Source organism: Sulfurihydrogenibium sp. (genome assembly GCF_028276765.1).
Classification (GTDB): domain Bacteria; phylum Aquificota; class Aquificia; order Aquificales; family Hydrogenothermaceae; genus Sulfurihydrogenibium.
The window spans coordinates 1-19,417 of the sequence record NZ_JAPYVU010000034.1; the positions used below are offsets into that span (position 1 = coordinate 1).

15 protein-coding genes are annotated in these 19,417 nt (G+C 33.6%); 13 read left to right on the top strand and 2 right to left on the bottom strand.

The annotated features are described in order from the left end of the window. The first annotated feature begins 70 nt into the window (after positions 1-70). From Q0929_RS06355 to Q0929_RS06415, 13 genes are all read left to right on the top strand, one after another. Complete coding sequence (locus tag Q0929_RS06355) at positions 71-373, top strand: helix-turn-helix domain-containing protein (RefSeq protein ID WP_299238978.1); 303 nt, start codon at positions 71-73, stop codon at positions 371-373. A gap of 219 nt (positions 374-592) precedes the next feature. Next, the gene (gene gltB, locus Q0929_RS06360) at positions 593-4,999 is read left to right on the top strand and encodes a glutamate synthase large subunit (protein ID WP_299238980.1); all 4,407 of its coding nucleotides are present in this window, start codon (positions 593-595) and stop codon (positions 4,997-4,999) included. A 246-nt stretch (positions 5,000-5,245) separates the two neighbouring features. Beyond that, positions 5,246-5,812, top strand: coding sequence for a thermonuclease family protein (locus tag Q0929_RS06365; protein WP_299238982.1), 567 nt, complete (start codon positions 5,246-5,248; stop codon positions 5,810-5,812). A 3-nt stretch (positions 5,813-5,815) separates the two neighbouring features. After that, positions 5,816-6,538, top strand: coding sequence for a signal peptidase I (gene lepB / locus Q0929_RS06370; RefSeq protein WP_343232049.1), 723 nt, complete (start codon positions 5,816-5,818; stop codon positions 6,536-6,538). 395 nt (positions 6,539-6,933) lie between these two features. Then, positions 6,934-8,229 (top strand): 3-isopropylmalate dehydratase large subunit, encoded by a 1,296-nt coding sequence (gene leuC, locus Q0929_RS06375; protein WP_299227780.1) that lies wholly within the window; start codon positions 6,934-6,936, stop codon positions 8,227-8,229. Positions 8,230-8,245: 16 nt separating this feature from the next. Next, a complete protein-coding gene (locus Q0929_RS06380; protein ID WP_299238986.1) occupies positions 8,246-8,437 on the top strand; it encodes a DUF2892 domain-containing protein in 192 nt (63 codons plus the stop codon). Then, a complete protein-coding gene (gene ruvX / locus Q0929_RS06385) occupies positions 8,434-8,871 on the top strand; it encodes a Holliday junction resolvase RuvX (RefSeq protein WP_299238988.1) in 438 nt (145 codons plus the stop codon). Before Q0929_RS06380 ends, ruvX begins: the two co-directional genes overlap by 4 nt. Next, on the top strand, positions 8,846-9,838 hold the full coding sequence (gene mltG / locus Q0929_RS06390; protein WP_299238989.1) for an endolytic transglycosylase MltG: 993 nt from the start codon (positions 8,846-8,848) through the stop codon (positions 9,836-9,838). The genes ruvX and mltG overlap by 26 nt, the downstream gene beginning before the upstream one ends. Before the next feature lie 276 nt (positions 9,839-10,114). Next, positions 10,115-11,095 (top strand): ribonucleotide-diphosphate reductase subunit beta, encoded by a 981-nt coding sequence (locus Q0929_RS06395; protein WP_299238991.1) that lies wholly within the window; start codon positions 10,115-10,117, stop codon positions 11,093-11,095. A 111-nt stretch (positions 11,096-11,206) separates the two neighbouring features. Further along, on the top strand, positions 11,207-13,579 hold the full coding sequence (locus Q0929_RS06400) for a ribonucleoside-diphosphate reductase subunit alpha (RefSeq protein WP_299238992.1): 2,373 nt from the start codon (positions 11,207-11,209) through the stop codon (positions 13,577-13,579). Positions 13,580-13,794: 215 nt separating this feature from the next. After that, a complete protein-coding gene (locus tag Q0929_RS06405) occupies positions 13,795-14,250 on the top strand; it encodes a Spy/CpxP family protein refolding chaperone (RefSeq protein WP_299238994.1) in 456 nt (151 codons plus the stop codon). 105 nt (positions 14,251-14,355) lie between these two features. Beyond that, positions 14,356-15,030 carry a response regulator transcription factor gene (locus tag Q0929_RS06410; protein WP_299238996.1) on the top strand — a complete coding sequence of 225 codons (675 nt, stop codon included), beginning with the start codon at positions 14,356-14,358 and terminating at the stop codon, positions 15,028-15,030. Then, positions 15,020-16,237, top strand: coding sequence for an ArsS family sensor histidine kinase (locus tag Q0929_RS06415; RefSeq protein ID WP_299238998.1), 1,218 nt, complete (start codon positions 15,020-15,022; stop codon positions 16,235-16,237). The genes Q0929_RS06410 and Q0929_RS06415 overlap by 11 nt, the downstream gene beginning before the upstream one ends. On the opposite strand, the gene lpxB is transcribed toward Q0929_RS06415, so the two are convergent. Both lpxB and oadA read right to left on the bottom strand, forming a co-directional pair. After that, positions 16,203-17,369 carry a lipid-A-disaccharide synthase gene (lpxB, locus tag Q0929_RS06420; RefSeq protein ID WP_299239000.1) on the bottom strand — a complete coding sequence of 389 codons (1,167 nt, stop codon included), beginning with the start codon at positions 17,367-17,369 and terminating at the stop codon, positions 16,203-16,205. The genes Q0929_RS06415 and lpxB overlap by 35 nt on opposite strands. 3 nt (positions 17,370-17,372) lie before the next feature. Then, a complete protein-coding gene (gene oadA / locus Q0929_RS06425) occupies positions 17,373-19,223 on the bottom strand; it encodes a sodium-extruding oxaloacetate decarboxylase subunit alpha (RefSeq protein WP_299239002.1) in 1,851 nt (616 codons plus the stop codon). Positions 19,224-19,417: the final 194 nt, after the last annotated feature.

The window sequence follows — 19,417 nt, forward strand, 5'->3', positions numbered from 1 at the left end:
TGTATAAGCTAAAAGAAATATGGGAAAATATAATATAAGAATTTAAAATTATGAAAATCGGAGGATAAAAATGAGAAAGAAAGTAGGAACATCTACCTACATTCAGAGAATTAATACACTTGAAAGAAAGCTTTTAAAACAAGTAAAAGAATTAGATGATGTTATACAAAAACATCCAGAAATAATCTTTAGATTACAAGTTGTAGAATTTGATTTAAAACATTCAGTTAAGGTTGCAGTAGAAGCTTTTGGTGCATCAAAATCTACTATATACAGATGGATTAAAGAGTATAAAAGCAGTAATAACAATCCTTTATCTTTAAAAAATCGTTATGTATCAAAAAAAGATGTTGCAATATATGCTATGGTATAACACAGAAAGACCTCATCATAGTTTGAACAAAAAATCACCTTTACAATACTTTTGTGATATTATGAATTCAAGAAAATCGGAATTTTCCCAAACCGGTATAACCTATACAAAGTCAAGCTTATGAGAATTTTGCAGCACCTTCCACATTGAATATACCAAGCAAAGTTTTAGATTTTATAATAAAATATTTATTTACCAAAAAACTTAGAGGTGGTAGAATTGTCAGAAATTTTAGAAAAAGACGCTTGCGGAGTTGGATTTATTGCAAATATCAAAGGCATAAAATCACATAAAATTCTTCATAATGCTCTTGAAGCTCTTGCAAACTTAGACCATAGAGGTGCTGTAAGTGCCGATGGTAAAACAGGAGACGGAGCAGGAATTTTAACACAGATTCCATATAAGTTTTTTGAGAAACAATTATTAAAGTTAAATATAAAAGCTCCGTCTGTTGAAGATTTTGCGGTTGGTATGTTTTTCTTGCCGAAGGGTAAAGAAGAATCTATAAAGAAAGAAATCGAAGATATAATAAATCAAAGATTTAAGTTTTTGGCTTGGAGAGAAGTTCCAATAAACGAAGCTGAAATTGGAGAGATAGCAAAGAGAACGCAGCCAACGATCTACCAAGCTTTTATATCAAAAGAAGGTGTAAAAGTTGATAATTTTGAAAGAGAATTATTTATTTTAAGAAAAAAACTTGAAAAGCTTTCTGATAATCCCGATTACAAAGATTTTTATATTCCTTCTCTATCTTCAAGAACAATAGTTTATAAAGGACTTGTTACAGCTCCAAAATTGAGAGATTTTTACTATGATTTACAAGATGAAGATTATGAAACAGCTTTCGCAATATTCCATCAAAGATATTCAACTAACACATTTCCTAACTGGAAGCTTGCTCATCCTTTCAGAATGCTTGCCCATAATGGAGAAATAAACACTATTTCAGCAAACAGAAATTGGCTAAAAGCTAAATATCAAGACATTAGAGAAGTATGGGGAGACCTTGCAGAGTATATTTTGCCAATTACAAACGACACTGACAGCGATTCTGCATCTCTGGACAACGCAGTAGAATTTTTAGTCCATTCTGGAAAAGATATTTTAACTGCAATTAATGTATTAGTTCCAAGAGCATGGGAAAACGATACAAGATTAACACCGGAAGAAAGAGCATTTTATGAATATTTTGCATGTATTTTTGAAAGCTGGGATGGTCCTGCAGCTATAGCATTTACAGATGGGAAAATCATAGGTGGAAAGTTAGATAGAAACGGTCTAAGACCGGCAAGGTACATAATTACAGAAGATACTATACTTATGGCTTCTGAAGTCGGGGTTATAGAATTTCCGGAAGAAGAAGTAAAATTAAAAGGAAGATTAGGTCCGGGAGACAAAATAGCTCTTGATTTAGAAACAGGAAAAATCTATTTCTCAGAAGAGATTATAGACCTACTTGTAAAAAATAAAAAATACAAAGAATGGGTAGAAGAAAATATTACTCCTTTTATACCGGCTAAGGATGTTCCGGAAGTAGAAAGAAAAGATGTATTAAAAGAGTTAATAACCTTTGGATATGATAAAGATGAGATAAACATGGTTGTTAAAGAAATGGCTCTTAAAGGAACAGAGCCTATCTACTCAATGGGTAATGACACGCCTATATCTGTTTTATCAAGAAGACCTAAAATGCTTGCCTCTTACTTTAAACAAAGATTTGCTCAAGTTACAAACCCACCTATAGACCCAATCAGAGAAAAAGCCGTCATGTCTTTAAAGACATATGTAGGAAAAAAAGAAAACTTTTTACTTGAGACACCACAGCATGCAAAACAGATTGTTTTTGATTCACCGATCATTTTTGACAACGAAATGCAAGAACTTATACAAACGTATCCAGAAAAAATCCAAATAATTCCAACTATATTCCCACCTTACGATACTGCGTTAGAGCCGGCTTTAGATGAGATTTGTCAAAGAGTTGAAGAGGCGGTAGATAACGGAAAAGAAATCATAATCTTATCAGATAGAGATGTATCTATTGAAGGTGCTCCAATTCCTATGGGTCTTGCTGTTGGAGCTGTTAATGCTTATATGTCAAAAAAAGGTAAAAGAAGTAAATTTAGCATAATAGCAGATTCAGGTGAGGTTAGAGATACTCACAGCATAGCTTTCTTAATAGGATATGGTGCTACTTTAGTGAATCCATACATGGCTGTACAGATAATAAGAAATCTTGTTGAAGAAGACAGTAAGTTTGAACTATCTTTTGAAGAAGCGGTAAAGAATTATAAGAAAGCCGTCAATGAAGGTCTTTTAAAGATAATGTCTAAAATGGGAATTGCTACAATAAAAAGTTATAGATCTGCCGGTTTATTTGAAGCTCTTGGTATTTCTCAGGAAGTTATAGATAAATGTTTCCCGGGAACAATTTCTAAGCTTGATGGAATTGGATTTTTAGAGATAGCAAGGGAAACTTTGGCAAGATTTAATAAAGCATTCTCAGGAGAGCTTACAGAGCTTCCGGTAGGTGGAGAGTACAGACACAGAAGAGAAGGCGGAGAGTTCCACTCTTGGAATCCAAAAGCTTTAACTTCTCTACATAGGGCAGTAAGACAGGTTAAGCTTGAGGAGTATAAAGCATTTACAGAATATGCTTATGCAGAAAAACCCGTAGAGCTGAGAGATTTACTTGAAATAACATCAGATAGACCGCCAATTCCGATAGAAGAAGTAGAGCCAATAGAAAGTATAATGAAAAGATTTATCGGTGCTGGAATGTCTGTCGGAGCTTTAAGCAGAGAAGCTCATGAGACCATAGCAGAAGCTTTAAACTCTATTGGTGGTAAATCAAACTCCGGTGAAGGTGGTGAAGACCCGGCAAGATATGGAACTATAAAAAATAGTAAAATCAAACAGGTTGCATCGGGAAGGTTTGGAGTAACGCCAGAATATTTAAATTCAGCTGAAGAGATAGAAATAAAAATAGCCCAAGGTGCAAAACCGGGAGAAGGTGGACAGCTACCGGGTAAAAAGGTCGATGTATACATTGCATTTTTAAGACATGCAAGACCCGGAACAACTTTAATATCTCCACCACCACACCACGATATTTACTCAATAGAAGATTTAGCACAACTAATTTATGACTTAAAAATGATAAATCCAAGGGCTAAGATAATTGTAAAACTTGTATCAGAAAGCGGAATTGGTGTTGTAGCTTCAGGAGTAGCAAAAGCTTTTGCTGATATTATCCATATCTCCGGACATGATGGTGGAACCGGAGCATCTCCGTTAGTATCTATAAAGCATGCCGGAACTATTTGGGAACTTGGACTTCCGGAGGTCCATAGAGCTTTAATAGATAATGATTTGAGAGGAAGGGTTAAGTTAAGAGTAGACGGTGGAATCAAAACAGGTAGAGATGTTATCATAGGAGCATTGCTTGGAGCAGAAGAATTTGGATTTGGAACTGCTTTGATGATTGCTGAAGGATGTGTAATGGCAAGACAGTGTCATTTAAATACATGTCCTGTTGGAATAACAACCCAGGATAAAAGGCTTAGAGAAAAATTCCCAGGAAAGCCAGAGCATATTATCAACTACTTGAAGTTTGTTGCACAAGAAGTTAGACAGTATCTTGCAGATATGGGATATAAAAGCTTGGACGAAATCATCGGAAGAGTAGACCTATTAAAACCTGCTATACCAACAGACCATTACAAAGCTAAAAAATTGAAATTAGACTATGTATTACAAAAACCAGACTTTTCCAAACCAATCAAATGTATCCAAGACTCTAATCCGATACCGCAGTCAAAACAACCATTTGATTTAGAAGTATTAAAAGATGTACTTCCTGCGATAGAAAAAGATGAAAATTATTCAGGTTTTTATGTTTTGAGAAATACTTACAGGTCATTTGGAACAAGAATAGCCCATGAAATCGTAAAGAGATATGGAGATAGAGGTTTAAGAACAGGTAAATTAGAGCTTAATTTAAGAGGAACAGCAGGGCAAAGTTTTGGTGCATTCTGTGTTCCGGGAATGATTTTATCTTTAACAGGACAGGCAAACGATTATGTAGGCAAAGGAATGGCTGGTGGAGTAATCATAATCAAACCACCAAGAGAATTCAAAGGCGAAAGTCATAAAAATGTAATTGCTGGCAACACAATACTGTATGGAGCTACAGGTGGACAAGTTTATATCTCCGGAATGGTTGGAGAAAGATTTGCAGTAAGAAACAGTGGAGCTACGGCAGTAGTTGAAGGTGTTGGAGACCATGGTTGCGAATACATGACAGAAGGAACAGTTTTAATACTTGGAAAAATAGGCATAAACTTTGGAGCTGGTATGACCGGCGGAACAGCTTACATCTATGACCCAGAAGGTGAAGTAGATAGAAAAATTAATAAATCGTATGTAAAAACTGAAGCACTCGAAGAGGAAGACATAGAAGAGATAAACAAACTCCTACTGAAACATGTTGCCTATACAGAAAGCAAAATAGCTAAACATATATTAGACAACTTTAAAGAAGAAATTAATAACTTTGTTAAAGTCGTAGCGTTAGAATCTAAAAAACCTGCATTAGACACAGACGAAGCAGTTGTAGGAAAGTGAGATGGTGAAAAGTTTTTATCTTGCTTGCTTATTTTATTTTAAAATTTTAAAATATACCTTAGGGTTAGAAGTTAGTGGTTTTTATAGAATTTGTAAAGGAGATCCTTCGGACTTGCGTCTTCAGGATGACAGAGAAAGGTTGAATGGTAAGCATCCTTTGTCATTCTGCAGCCGGCGAAGTATCTCCTACTTTTATTGAATTTCTCATCCGACGTATTTAATTTTATTTAAAATATGGAGGGGCCGATGAAGGTAGTTAAGCATTATTTAGTCTTACTCTTAGCATTGTTAATAAGCTTTCAGTTTTCTTGCGTAGGTTCTAATAAAAATGGAAATTCTAATAATTCAAGTACTTCTGAATCTAAAACTTTAAACTTTCCAGAGGCTACTGTTGACCATGTGATAGATGGCGATACAATCGTAGTAATATTTAATGGTCAAAAAGAGCATGTGAGATTAATCGGGGTTGATACACCGGAAAGTAGAATGAATAAGAGAGTTGAGAAGCAAAGAGAGCTTGGAGACGCTGAAAAAGTTATAGAGCTTGGTCAAAAAGCAAAGGAATTTACAAAGTCATTAGTAAAACCTGGAGATAAAGTTTATTTAGAGTTTGACGTTCAGCAAAGAGATAGGTATGGCAGATTGCTCGCATATGTATACTTAAAAGACGGAAAGATGTTAAATAAAGAAATTATATGTAATGGCTATGCAATGCCATTAACCGTACCACCAAATGTTAAGTATCAAGAAGAATTCAAAAAATGCTATCAAGAAGCAAGAGAAAAAGGATTAGGCTTATGGAAGAAGGAGTAAATGGTGCAGCAGGATAAAAATATAGACAATACTCAAAAAAAACAATCTATAAAACACTTTATTGAAACTATAGTTTTTATATTCGTTGTTGTATCACTCGTTAGAGTTTTTCTTGTTCAGGCTTTTAACATTCCTTCCGGGTCAATGAAACCAAGTTTACTCATAGGGGACTTTATTCTTGTTAATAAATTAGTCTATGGTAACTGGGATATCGGAATTCCATTTACTAATATTACTTTCTACCATCACAACAATAGACTTGCAAAGATAGACAGGGGAGATGTTATCGTATTTAAGTATCCAGAAGACCCTTCTATAGACTTTATAAAAAGAGTAATTGCACTTCCGGGCGATATAGTAGAAGTTAAAAATGACATTGTTTATTTAAATGGAAAGCCTCTAAAAAGAGAGCCGGCCGGATTTTATGAAGAAGAAAATGAAAAGGTTAAAAAATACATAGAGACAACTTATAGAAGTGATGGCAAACCATACTCATATACTATTATGGAAATAGAAGACGGTATAGGACCTGATTTTGGACCTATTCAAGTGCCACCAAACAGCTATTTTGTAATGGGAGATAACAGAGACAATTCAAAAGACAGCAGATTTTGGGGCTTTGTACCTGATGATTATGTAATAGGTCAAGCTTTTGTGATTTACTTCTCTATAGACTTAAAGAAACCGGCTATAAGATTTGATAGATTAGGAAAGGTTATTTATTAGAAGTAGCATCTAAGATTTATACAATACCTTGGGGTGAGAAATTAGCTGTTTTCAAAGAATTTAAAAAGGAGATCCTTCGGGCTAAAGTCCTCAGGATGACAGCGGAGGGCTGATTGATAAGCATAAAGGAAAGGTGATCTTATTCATCATTCTGAGCGAAGCGAAGAATCTCATGTTTTTAATGAATTTCTCACCCGACGTATAGATTTTTTGAAATAGGGTAAAATAAAGATTAGAGTTTTATATTTTTACCTCCTTGGTGGAATTTTTGCTATTAAAATTTTAACTGTCACCGATGAGCTTTTTTAGATGTTTTATTTATATTTGAATTTCTCACCCCAAGGTATATGCTATAATTATCAGTCCTATATATTTTAATTTGGAGGTTAATAAATATGGGTATGACAATAACTGAAAAAATAATAGCAGCACATGCCGGTAGAGATTATGTAGAACCGGGAGAGCTTGTAACCGTTAAAGTAGACCTTGCCATTGCAAACGATATTACAGCTCCACTTGCAATAAAACAGCTTGAAAAATACGGTATAGATAAAGTTCATGACCCAAATAAAATTGCTCTTGTTATGGACCATTTCTTCCCGCCAAAAGACATTATGTCTGCTCAGCAGATTAAAATCTCAAGAGATTTTGCTAAAAAAATGGGAATTAAAAACTACTTTGAAGGTCAAGATAGTGGAGTAATGCATACACTACTTCCAGAAAAAGGTTATGTAGTTCCGGGTGATTTGGTAATTGGTGCAGATTCACATACATGTACTTATGGTGGGATTGGTGCATTTTCTACAGGTGTAGGTTCTACTGATATTGCCTATATATGGGCTACAGGTGAAACATGGCTTAGAGTTCCAGAAAGTATGAAGTTTGTATTTTATAATAAGCCACAAAAATGGGTTGGTGGAAAAGATTTTGTTTTAACAGTGATTGGAAAAATTGGCGTTGATGGTGCATTGTATAAAGCTATGGAATATCAAGGAGAAGCAATCAGAGCCCTTGATATTGATAACAGGCTTACAATCGCCAATATGGCTATAGAAGCAGGTGGAAAAAGTGGTATCATTGAACCTGATGAAAAAACTGTTGAATGGGTAAGAAAAAGAACAAACAGAGAGTTTAAACTCTATAAATCAGACCCAGACGCTAAATATTGCTGTGAGTATGAATTTGATGCAAGTAAAATAGAGCCTGTAGTTGCATGTCCAAGCTTGCCATCAAACGTAAAACCTGTAAGTGAAGTAGCTGGAACCCACATTGACCAAGTATTTATTGGCTCATGTACAAATGGAAGACTTTCAGACCTAAGAATAGCAGCAGCAATTTTAAAAGGTAAAAAAGTTCATCCAGAAGTTAGATGTATTGTAATACCTGCATCAGACCAAATCTATAAACAAGCATTACATGAAGGTATAATTGAAATATTAGCAGATGCTGGATGTTTGATAAGCACATCTACATGTGGTCCATGTCTTGGTGGTCATATGGGTATTCTTGCAGAGGGTGAGGTTTGTTTATCTACATCAAACAGAAACTTTGTAGGAAGAATGGGACATCCAAAAAGCCAAGTATACTTATCAAGCCCAGCAGTAGCTGCAGCATCAGCGGTTCTTGGCAGAATTGCACATCCTGATGAAGTTGCAAAATACGAAGAAGTTGAAACACTTATAACTTTATAAATGGAGGTAAGCTGTCATGGCATTGTGGGATGCACTTGTAAGAATTTTAGTAGGTTCAATACTTGTACTTCTTGGAGTTGAAAAAGGCGGTGTGTTTGTGATTGCAACGTTTGTTGGCGTTGTATTAATATTGACAGCAATCACAGGATTTTGTTTGATATATAAGATAGCCGGTATATATTCCAAGGAAGAGTCTGCACAAGCTTGAGTAGAATTTTAGGTCTTGATATAGGATTAAAAAGGATTGGTGTTGCTGTAAGCGACCCCCTTAGAATTACAGCAACGCCTCTTGAGTTTATTCTAAACGATGGAAAAGTATTTGAGAGAATCAATTATTTAATAAAAAATTATAAAATTTCAAAAATAGTTATCGGACTGCCCTTAACGCTAAAAGGTGAAGAAGGAGAGCAAGCAAGATATACGAAAGAGTTTGCTGAAAATCTAAAAAATCACATTCCACAAGATATAGAAATAATCTTTATAGACGAAAGATTTACATCATCCTTAGCAGAAAAAACATTATCACAAACAAAAAAGAAAAACAAAAAAGAAAAAATAGACAGCTTGTCTGCAGTTTTTATACTTCAAACATATCTTGACAGGTTATCTTTTAGCAATGAAGCGACTAATAATAACTATTAGTTTAATATCTTTAATTTTCATAGGGCTTTCATCTTCATTTTTTTACAAAAAAGATGTAAATGCAGAAGTTAACATTGAAAAAGGTCTAAAAACCGTAGAGATTGCACAAAAACTTGAAGATGAGAATGTAATAATAAATAAATATCTTTTCGTCATTTTATCATTCATAAAAAATCAAACATTAAAGTCTGGATTGTATGAGTTTAAAGGAAAATATTCTGTAATAGATGTTTATGAAAAGATTGTAAAAGGAGAGGTTAAGCAAAAATACTTTACTATCATACCCGGAGAGGACTTAATAGATATTGCAAACAAACTTGAAAAAGAAGGGATAGTTAAAAAGGAAGAATTTTTAAAGTATGTATTTGATGAAAAAAATGTTAGAAAATATGGACTTGTAGGAAGTTCTTTTGAAGGCTACTTTCCACCGGAGAGTTATGCAATTTCAGAAAAAGAAACTGTTGAAACATTGATAAAAAAGTTTTTAAAAGTCTTTGAAAAAAGATATTTGCCTTACAAACAAAAGGTAGAAAGCAAAGATTATTCAGCGTTTTATAAGAAAAATATATCTTTTTATGAAGCGATGATAATCGCATCTATGATAGAAAAAGAAGCATACTACGAAGGAGAAAAGCCAATTATAGCCGGAGTTATTTTTAATAGATTAAAATCTAACATGAGACTTCAGATTGACCCAACGGTTATTTATGCTTTAAAACTTGCCAGCAGTTGGGATGGAAAGCTAAATAAAAGTGATATGATTATAGATTCTCCATTTAATACTTACAAAGTCAAAGGTCTTCCGCCAACTCCAATTTGTAGTTTTACAATCTCTTCGTTAGAAGCAGTGTTAAATCCAACGAAATCCAATTATTACTATTACGTTTTATCAAAAGACAGAAAAAGGCATATCTTTTCAGAAGATTATAAGACCCATTTAAAGAATATAAAAGAGAATTTGAAGTGATGTTTATAAGCCTTTTATAATTATCTTTAACTTTGACGAGGAGTTTTATAAGGCTAAAATTCCTTGTCCGGCTTTAGAATAGTCGTTTTATTAAAAAAACAAATTTCCACAATCATTTAAATAATCCTAAATTTAAAAATTTTTTTAAAATCATTACCTTGAACAATTAACTTTGTTTAAAGTCATTGAATTAAAACATCTTTGGAGTATTTGACATCACACTATATTTAGTGTATTATTTAGTTTTACATACTATATATAGTGGAGGTAGTAAACATGGGCTTAATAGGAAAAACATCGGTTAGAGACAATATCAGATTGTCAGAAAATCCAAGATACCCTATCTTTAAAGAGTTATACATTAAACAGAAAAAAGCCGTATGGTTTCCTGAAGAGTTAAACATTCAGCAAGATGTGCTTGATTATAAACACTTGTCGCCTACAGAAAAAGATTTATTTGACAGTGCTGTTGGATACTTTGCGTCATCTGAATTATTAGTCCAAAACGTTCTTGGAAATGGATTTTTCCCTGTTTTAACAGACCCATACGCAAAAATGAGCTTTTCTACTCAAATGTTTATGGAAAACATTCATTCAGACTTTTTCGAAATAATTTTAAACTCCTTTGATATGGACAGAAAAAAAATATACAACATCACACTTGAAGATAAATTACTAAAAGAAAAGCAAGAGTTAATCGTTCGGGCAGTTGACAGGATAACCTACGGAAAAGCAGACCCGGACACAATAGAAGGTAAAAAACAGATACTAACTTCTATACTTTTAAATAACATCATTCAAGAAGGATTATTTTTCTATTCAGCATTTGCACACTTCTTTGCTATGAAAGACACGGGAAAAATGAAAAACGTAGTAAGTGGCGTAGAGCTTATTTTAATCGATGAAAGCCTCCACTTACAAAACGGCATAGAAGCTATCTTAACAATGGTTGAAGAAAATCCTGAGATAGTTGATGATTACCAATTTGTTGAAAATATAAGACAATCTATCATTGATGCTGTAGAGCTTGAATTAAACTATCTAAAAACTAAATTCGGCGGGACAACTATCTTCGGTGTTTCTTATGGAGAGCTTGAAAGATATATGAAATATATAGCAGATAGAAGATTAATAGAGCTTGGATTTGACCCGCAGTTTGGAATAGACCAAAACCCACTAAAATTCTTACAAAAAGAAGACGTTAAGAAACTGACAAACTTCTTTGAAGTTTCATCAACTGAGTATACGAATTTTTAACGTGAGACGTTAGAACGTTTTAACGTGAGACGTCAAGAAACTTAAACAAATAAGTATACCTCTCACGTCTTACCTCTCACATTTCACATTTAAAATAAAGGAGGCAAGCAAATGAACGGACATAAAAACAGAATTGTTGTAAAAAGAGATGGAACCCAAGAAAAATTTCAGATGAAAAAGCTTGTAGATGCTATATTTGTACTTCTTGAAGGACTTGACCTACCAGACGATTACGAAATAGTCTTCAAAATCACAAAAGAACTTGACTTAAAAATTCCTGAAGTAGTTACAACAGAAGAATTGGACTATTTAGTATTAAAAGCTATCGAGCACCTTATTCCGACAGGTTCAATCTATGACACGATAGCAACAAGACAGCTTTTGAAAATCATAAACAGAAGAATAGAAAGAAGATTTTCTTTGTTTAAAGATTACATAAAATACGGCGTAGCTGAAAAATTACTAAAACCGGAGCTTCTAAATTTTGACATAGACTTACTTGAATCTAAAATAGATTACTCAAGGGATAACAATCTTGATTACTTTGGACTATCAACGTTAAAAGATAGATATCTTATGAAAGATAGAAACTTTGAAACTATAGAAAAGCCGCAGTGGTTCTTTATGAGAGTGGCAATGGGAATAGGAAATACAGAAGAAGAAATATTAAAAATCTACGATAAACTATCAAACCTTGAATACTTACATTCAACTCCAACCTTATTTAACTCAGGAACTCTTACAAATCAGTATTCAAGCTGTTATGTAAACGTAGTTGATGATTCTCTTGAATCTATCATGGATAAAGCAAAAGAAACTGCATTCTTGGCGAAATATGCAGGTGGAGTAGGAACAGATATTACGAGAGTTAGAGCTACAGGGTCTAAGATACACAGCTTAAACTCTAAATCAAGCGGAATAATTCCGTTTATAAAAATCTTTGATACTATCGTAAACGCAATCCAGCAAGGTGGTAGAAGAAGAAGTAGTCAAGTAGTTTACTTGCAGCCATGGCATTTAGACGTAGAAGCATTTTTAGATTTAAGAGAAACTACAGGAAACCCATACTTTAGAACGCCTTCTTTAAATACAGCTCTATGGATGCCTGATGAAATAATGAGAAGAATCAAAGAAGGAGAACCTATCTATCTATTTGACCCTGCAGAATGTAGAGAATTGGTGACAAGCTACGGTGAAGAGTTTGCTAAAAAATACCAAGAGTGTATAGAAAAAGCAGAAAGAGGAGAGCTTCAGCTTTGGAAAAAGATAGACAGTAGAGATTTCTATAAAAAGTATCTATTCAAACTTGCAAAGACAGGACATCCATGGCTTACATTCAAAGATGCACACAATAGGCACAATCCTTGTCCTAAATACGGTGTAATTAACTCTTCTAACCTCTGCACAGAAATATCAATACCAAACTCACCTCAGTCAACAGCAGTTTGCACCCTTGCATCTGTTAACTTGGCAAGACATTTGAAACGTTTAGATACAAAATATGAGATAGATTGGGATAAACTTAAAGACACACTTGAAACAATGGTTGTTGCACTTGATAACATTTTAGATAAAAACTTCTATCCATCAGAAGAATCAAGAAGAAACACAATGGACTTAAGACCTATTGGCATAGGATTAATGGGATTTCACGAAGCATTGATCTATCTTGGAATTCCATACGACAGCGATGAGGCTATAGAGCTTGCAAAAGAAATTGCCAAATTTATGAGAGAAACAGTGTATAGAAAATCTGAAGAATTGGCAAAAGAAAGAGGAGCATTCCCACACTACTACGAAGGTAATTACGACTATCCTCCAAGAAGAAACGCAGTCTTACTTGCAATAGCACCAACAGCATCAATCTCAATCATAGCGGGAACCTCTTCAAGTATAGACAACTACTTCTCTAATATCTTCTCAAGAGATACACTATCAGGTAAATTTATCGTAGTAAACAAGCCACTTATGAAAATGTTGGAAGAAAAAGGCATGTGGAACGAAGAAATGCTGGAAAAAATAAAAGCAAATCAAGGAAGTATTCAGTATATAGATGAGCTGGAAGGAGTAGTGGATAAAAGACTATTCAAAACAGCATATGAAGTAAGCCCATACAGACAAATAGATATAGCAGCAGCATTCCAAGAGTATATAGACCAAGCTGTTTCTAAATCTTTATACATAGAAGAAGATTTAAGAGATGATATGGAAAACATATATATGTATGCCTGGGAAAAAGGACTTAAATCAACTTACTACTGCTTTATAGACAAAACTATTAAAGGTGAAAAATACACAATGAACGTAAACAAGAGAGGAGAAAGAAGAGGCTTTGGACTTGCAAAAAGTAGAGATTTAGAAGAATTAGAAAAAATGGCAAGAGAAAAATATGGTGATGAGATAGTTAATAAGGTGAAAGCTGGAAATGTGGAAGCATGTCCTACTGACCCATTGCTTGCAAAAATATGTCCAAGCTGTGAATAATAATTATGCTGGGGGCTTTAAAATCAGCCCCCAAATAAATCTATTTGAGCGTTATTTGTAGGTAGCAAAGAAATCCTTTAGACTTACATCCTCAGAAATGACATGAAAGAGTTGGAATACTTTCTTTTTTACATAACATTAACAACTTGTTTATTTTATGTTTACAATTTCAATTTATATTATTAATAACAAAATTTGAAACAGGAGGATATAAAATGAGAAAGTTAAAAGTAGCAATGTTAACATTAGCACTTGGAATTGGATTAGTTGGAAATAGTTTTGCGATGGGAGATGCACCAGAAAAGCCATACAAAATGGAAAAAATGGCAGAAAAGCATGAAAGACATCTTGAAAAATTAAAACAAGAGCTTAATTTAACGGATGAACAGTTTAATCAAATTAAAGAGATTAAAAAACAAGAAAAAGAAGAAATTAAAAACTTCTTTGTAAAAGAGTATAAAAACCCTTTATTAGAAGCAACAAAAAGCGGAAAATTTGATAAAGAAGTTTTCCAAAAAACCATGGTAGAAAACGCTAAAAAAAAGTCTGAAATTAAAGCTAAATACTTAGAAAAAATGTTTAACGTTTTAAATGATGAGCAAAGACAAAAATTTATAAATCATATGAAAGAAAAAATGGAAAAAAAGCAAGAAAGGATGATGAACCACTGATAGATGTGTTTTAGCCCTCCTCATGGCTTAACCTCCTCCCCTCCATTATTTGGGAAGGTCGCCAATGACCTTCCCCTTTTTTATTTTTATAAGAGGCAGGCTAAAATGATAAATGTAATAATGATAGAAGATGACAAAGAATTGGCAGAGCTTTTAACTCAATATTTAGCAAAGTTTAATATATCTGTAAAAAATTTTGAACATCCTAAGAAAGCACTTGAAGAGCTTAAGAAAAACAAAAATTATGACCTAATGATTCTTGATTTAACACTTCCGGAAATTGATGGTATAGATATATGTAAAATGTTAGCAAAAGAAGGAAACATTCCCATCATCATATCCTCGGCAAGAAGTGACGATACAGACAAAATTCTTGCACTTGAAATAGGAGCAGATGATTATTTAGCTAAGCCGTATAACCCAAGAGAATTAGTAGCAAGAATTCAAGCTGTTTTAAGAAGAAAAAATAAAGCAGTTGAAAAAGTAATTAAGTGTGGTGAGTTTGAACTTGATGAAGAAGGTTATACAATTAAGAAAAATGGAGAACCTTTAAATCTAACTTCAGCAGAGTATGAGCTTCTATCCATGCTTATAAAAAATAAAGGCAGAGTCTTAACGAGAGATTATATCTTAGATAATTCAATCTATTTGAACTATGACAGTATAGATAGAACTGTTGATGTTATAATTGGAAGAATCAGAAAAAAGATAGGTGATGACCCAAAAAATCCAAAATATATCATATCTGTAAGAGGTTTTGGCTATAAATTTGAATGTTGAGCGAAACTCAATACTCTTTAAGATTAGCTTAGCTTTTTTATTAATCATACTTTTATCATCGGTCTTTTTTTACTTTCTGTATAAAAATGCGCAAGAAAAAGAGTTAAGAGACTTTATTAGAAAAGCATTGTTGACAGTATCTTCGGAGGGTACTAACTTTCCCCAAAAATTTGAGACAAACTATAAAGTCATAGAAGACCCGGAAGCTATTTATAAAATATATACAAACAGCAAAATCTTAATGGAAAGAGATTTTTTAACAGTCAAAATTGTCCTTTTAGAATATGAAGGAAATAAGTATCTTCTTATAAATAGGTTTGGCATCAGCTATCTTGTAGAGAAAAGCGATGAGTTTGAACTTCATCGTTTTGTAATAGTTGCATGGATATTTTTTAACATTCTTATGCTAATACTTTATGTAGGAATTATTAGGTCTTTCTATCCTCTTAAAATTTTAAGAGAAAAGATAAAACTTTTAAAGGCTGGTAATCTTGATATAAGCGTTGAAATATCAAGTAATGATGAAATCGGCTTTATAGCAAAAGAATTTAACGAGGCTATAAAGTCATTAAAAAAGAATGAAGAGGTTAGAAAATGGTTTTTAAGAAATATAGCCCATGAGCTTAAAACACCAATAACAAAAGGAAAAATCGCCATAGAACTTCTTGAAGATGAAAAAGGAAAGCAGCATTTTGAAAAAATATTTAACAGATTAGAATTTTTGGTAAATCAGCTTTTGATGATGGAAAAGCTTGCGACAAAAAACCTTGAACTTAAATTAGAATGTCATCCATTGGAAAACCTTATAAACTCAGGAATTTCTCTACTTCTTTCAGAAGATAAAAACAACGTTATCATTGAATTAAAAGAAAGTATAAAAATAAAAGCTGACAACAACCTCTTTCCAATAGCATTAAAGAATCTTATTGATAATGGCTTAAAATTTAGCGAGGATGGTAAAGTTAAAATAGTTATTGAAAATAAAATGATTGAATTTAGAAATAAAGGAAACAAGCCATCTATTGATGTAGACTTGATTTTTGAACCATTTATAAAAGAAACGACATTGAAAAATCAATCAGGCTTAGGACTTGGCTTGTACATAACAAAGTTTATTTTAGATTTACATAAAATAAGCATTAGCTATAAATACGAAAATCAAGAGAATGTTTTTATACTTGACCTTTCTCAAGCAGTGTGCGAATAAGATTTGAAGCCCTTTCTATAGCTCCTTTTTCTCCAAGAGATTTTCTAACTATTTCTAAATTTCTCTTTTGGGTTTCATATAGATTTTTATCTGTCAAAAATTCAAGGGTCTTATTAGCAATATCGAGAGGGTTGCATCTATCCTGCAAAAGCTCCGGTACAATTTCATTGCCGGCTATTATGTTTGGAAGCCCTAAATAATTTATCTTTACAAGCTTTTTACCAATAAAGTAAGTAATCGGACTTACCTTATAAACAATGATAAATGGATTTCCAATAATAGCAGCTTCTAAGGTTGCCGTTCCTGATGTGATTATCGAAAAAACTGCATTTTTCATTACTTCATATGACGGGTTTTCAAACTTAGGAAGGTTTTTATCTGATAGGTTGGATGTGATCACGGTTATAGGAAGGCTAAAGTCAACTTTTTCTAACACCCTATCAACCATGTTGACAGTAGCCGGAATTAAAAAATGCAGGTCGTCAAATGTTTTTGTTAGCAGTCTTGCAGCTTCTATTAATATTGGAAGGATTACATTTACTTCGCTTTCCCTACTGCCTGCAAGAAGTCCTATGATTCTCTTATTCTTTGGAATGTTTAATTTCGGTTTAAAGCTATCTTCATTTTCGTATGTTTTGATTATATCTAAAAGCGGGTGTCCTACATATGCAAATTTAAATTTATCTGATACGTAGGGTTTATAAATTTCTTCTTCAAAAGGTAGGATAGATATTAATAAATCTGTATTTTCTACTATTTCTTTAACTCTGCCACTTCCCCAAGCCCAAACCTGTGGAGAGATAAAGTACACAGTCTTTATTCCAAGTTTTTTTGCTTCTTTTAAAAGTTTTATGTTAAACCCTGGAAAATCTACAACGATTAACAGGTCAACGCCTGATTTTAAAGCTTGGACTGATTGTTTGAATACTTCTTTGATTTTTTTGTATTTACTAAGAGCTTCTGTTAGACCTACAACGGATATATCTTCAAGGTTGGCAATCGGCTTTACACCGACTGCCCTCATTTTTGGACCTGTTATTCCTATAAGCTCGTATTCTTTTAAATGTTTTGCAAGCTCAGAAGCGTAATTGTCTCCTGAAATTTCGCCAACACTAATGAAAACTTTTTTCATTTATTATTCTGGAGAAACTCTTACTAAACATTCGTCAGGATTTACATTATCTCCAACTTTAACAAATATTTCGCTTACTGTTCCATCTATTGGTGAATGGATTTCATTTTCCATTTTCATAGCTTCTACTGTAAGCAATACATCTCCTTTTTTAACCCTGTCTCCTACGTTGACTTTTATTGATACCACCTTGCCGGGCATTGGAGAGCTTACATCTCCAACACCTACAGCTTTTGGTCTTCCAAAAACTGCTTTACCACCTTCAGGCAATGGCAAAGTTTCTGCTGTAGCGCCAACCTCGATGACCGTTATCGGTTGGACGATTACTTCTTCTAACCTTCCATCTATTCTGATAAAGTATGGTCTTCTATTTTCTACCGGACTACCAACCCCTGCAATTCTCACATGGTACTGTTCGCCGTGTACTGTGATGTTAAACTCTATCGGTGCTAAGTTTTTAGCCTCTTCAACTTTGATTTCTTCTATTTCCGGTGGAAGAGCTTCGCCTTTTTCAAATTTTTCTCTCCATTGGAAAAACTCTACGGCTACTTGTGGGAACAGGCAGTAAGAAAGAACATCTTCTTCATTCCTTGCACCATTCTCGTAAGCTTTTTGCGTACATTTGTCAAGCTCTGGCTCTAATAAATCTGCAGGTCTTACTTGGATTGGTGTTTCATCCCCGATTATTTTCTTCATAACATCCGGTTTTATCGGTGCCGGTGGTCTTCCATAAAGACCTTTCACATAATCTTTTGTCTCTTTTGTAACAACTTTATATCTTTCTCCCTGTAATACGTTTAAAAGTGCTTGTGTTCCTACTATCTGACTTGTTGGTGTTACAAGTGGCGGATATCCAAGGTCTTCTCTCACTAATGCAACCTCTTTCTTAACTTCGTCAAGTTTATCAAGTGCATTATTTTCTTTAAGCTGATTTATAAAGTTTGACATCATTCCACCAGGAATTTGGTGTATTAATACTTGCGTATCCGGCCATTTATCAGCTGTATCGTATTTAGCATATTTTTTTCTTACTTCTTTTAAGTATTCTGCTACCTGTAAAACAATATCCACATCTACTTTAACTTCATAACCAAACTCTTTTAATGTGTATACCATTGTCTCACAAGAGGGATGGGCTGTAAGCCAAGACCATGTGGAAACATCTGTATCAATAATATCCGCTCCAGCTTCTACTGATTTTAAAAGTGTCATTTCTGCCAATGCTGCGGTTGTTTGTGCATGGACATGAACAGGAAGTTTTATCTCTTCTTTTAGTCTTGAAACTAATTCAAAGGCAACCTTAGGAGATAGTATTCCGGCTTGGTCTTTTATGCTAATAATATCTACACCTAAATCTCTAAGCTGTCTTGCAACATTAATATAATAATCTACTGTATGAACCGGGCTTATTGTGTAAGAAAGAACGCCTTTTACGATTTTTCCGGATTCTTTTGCAACGGATATAGCTACTTCCATATTTCTTACATCGTTTAAAGCATCAAAAATTCTAAAAACATCTATTCCATTTTCAGCGGCCTTTTTAACAAATGCTTCTACTACATCATCCGGATAATGTCTATAGCCTACTAAATTTTGACCTCTCAGTAGCATCTCAAGCTTCGTATTCTTGGCCGCTTGCTTAAACTTTTTAAGTCTATCCCAAGGGTCTTCTTTTAAATATCTTAAGCAAACGTCAAAAGTTGCACCACCCCATACTTCTAACGACCAAAAACCAGCATCATCTAATTTTTCTAATGCTGGAAGTAAGTCATCTGTTCTAACTCTTGTAGCAAGTAAGCTTTGTTGACCATCTCTAAGTGTAACATCTGTAAATTCTATTGTTCTTTTTGTCATGACCTCACTCCTTGACGGGGGCTTATAAATTTAAGTATTTTATCTATCAAAAATTCATAAAATTATATCATACGTCGGGTGAGAAATTACCTCCATAGTTTACTTTTTCTAAAAAAGCTATAACCAATAGCATATGCATATAGATAAGCAACAAAAGTCTTAACCTTTCTCCATCTACTTATAAGATTGAAATT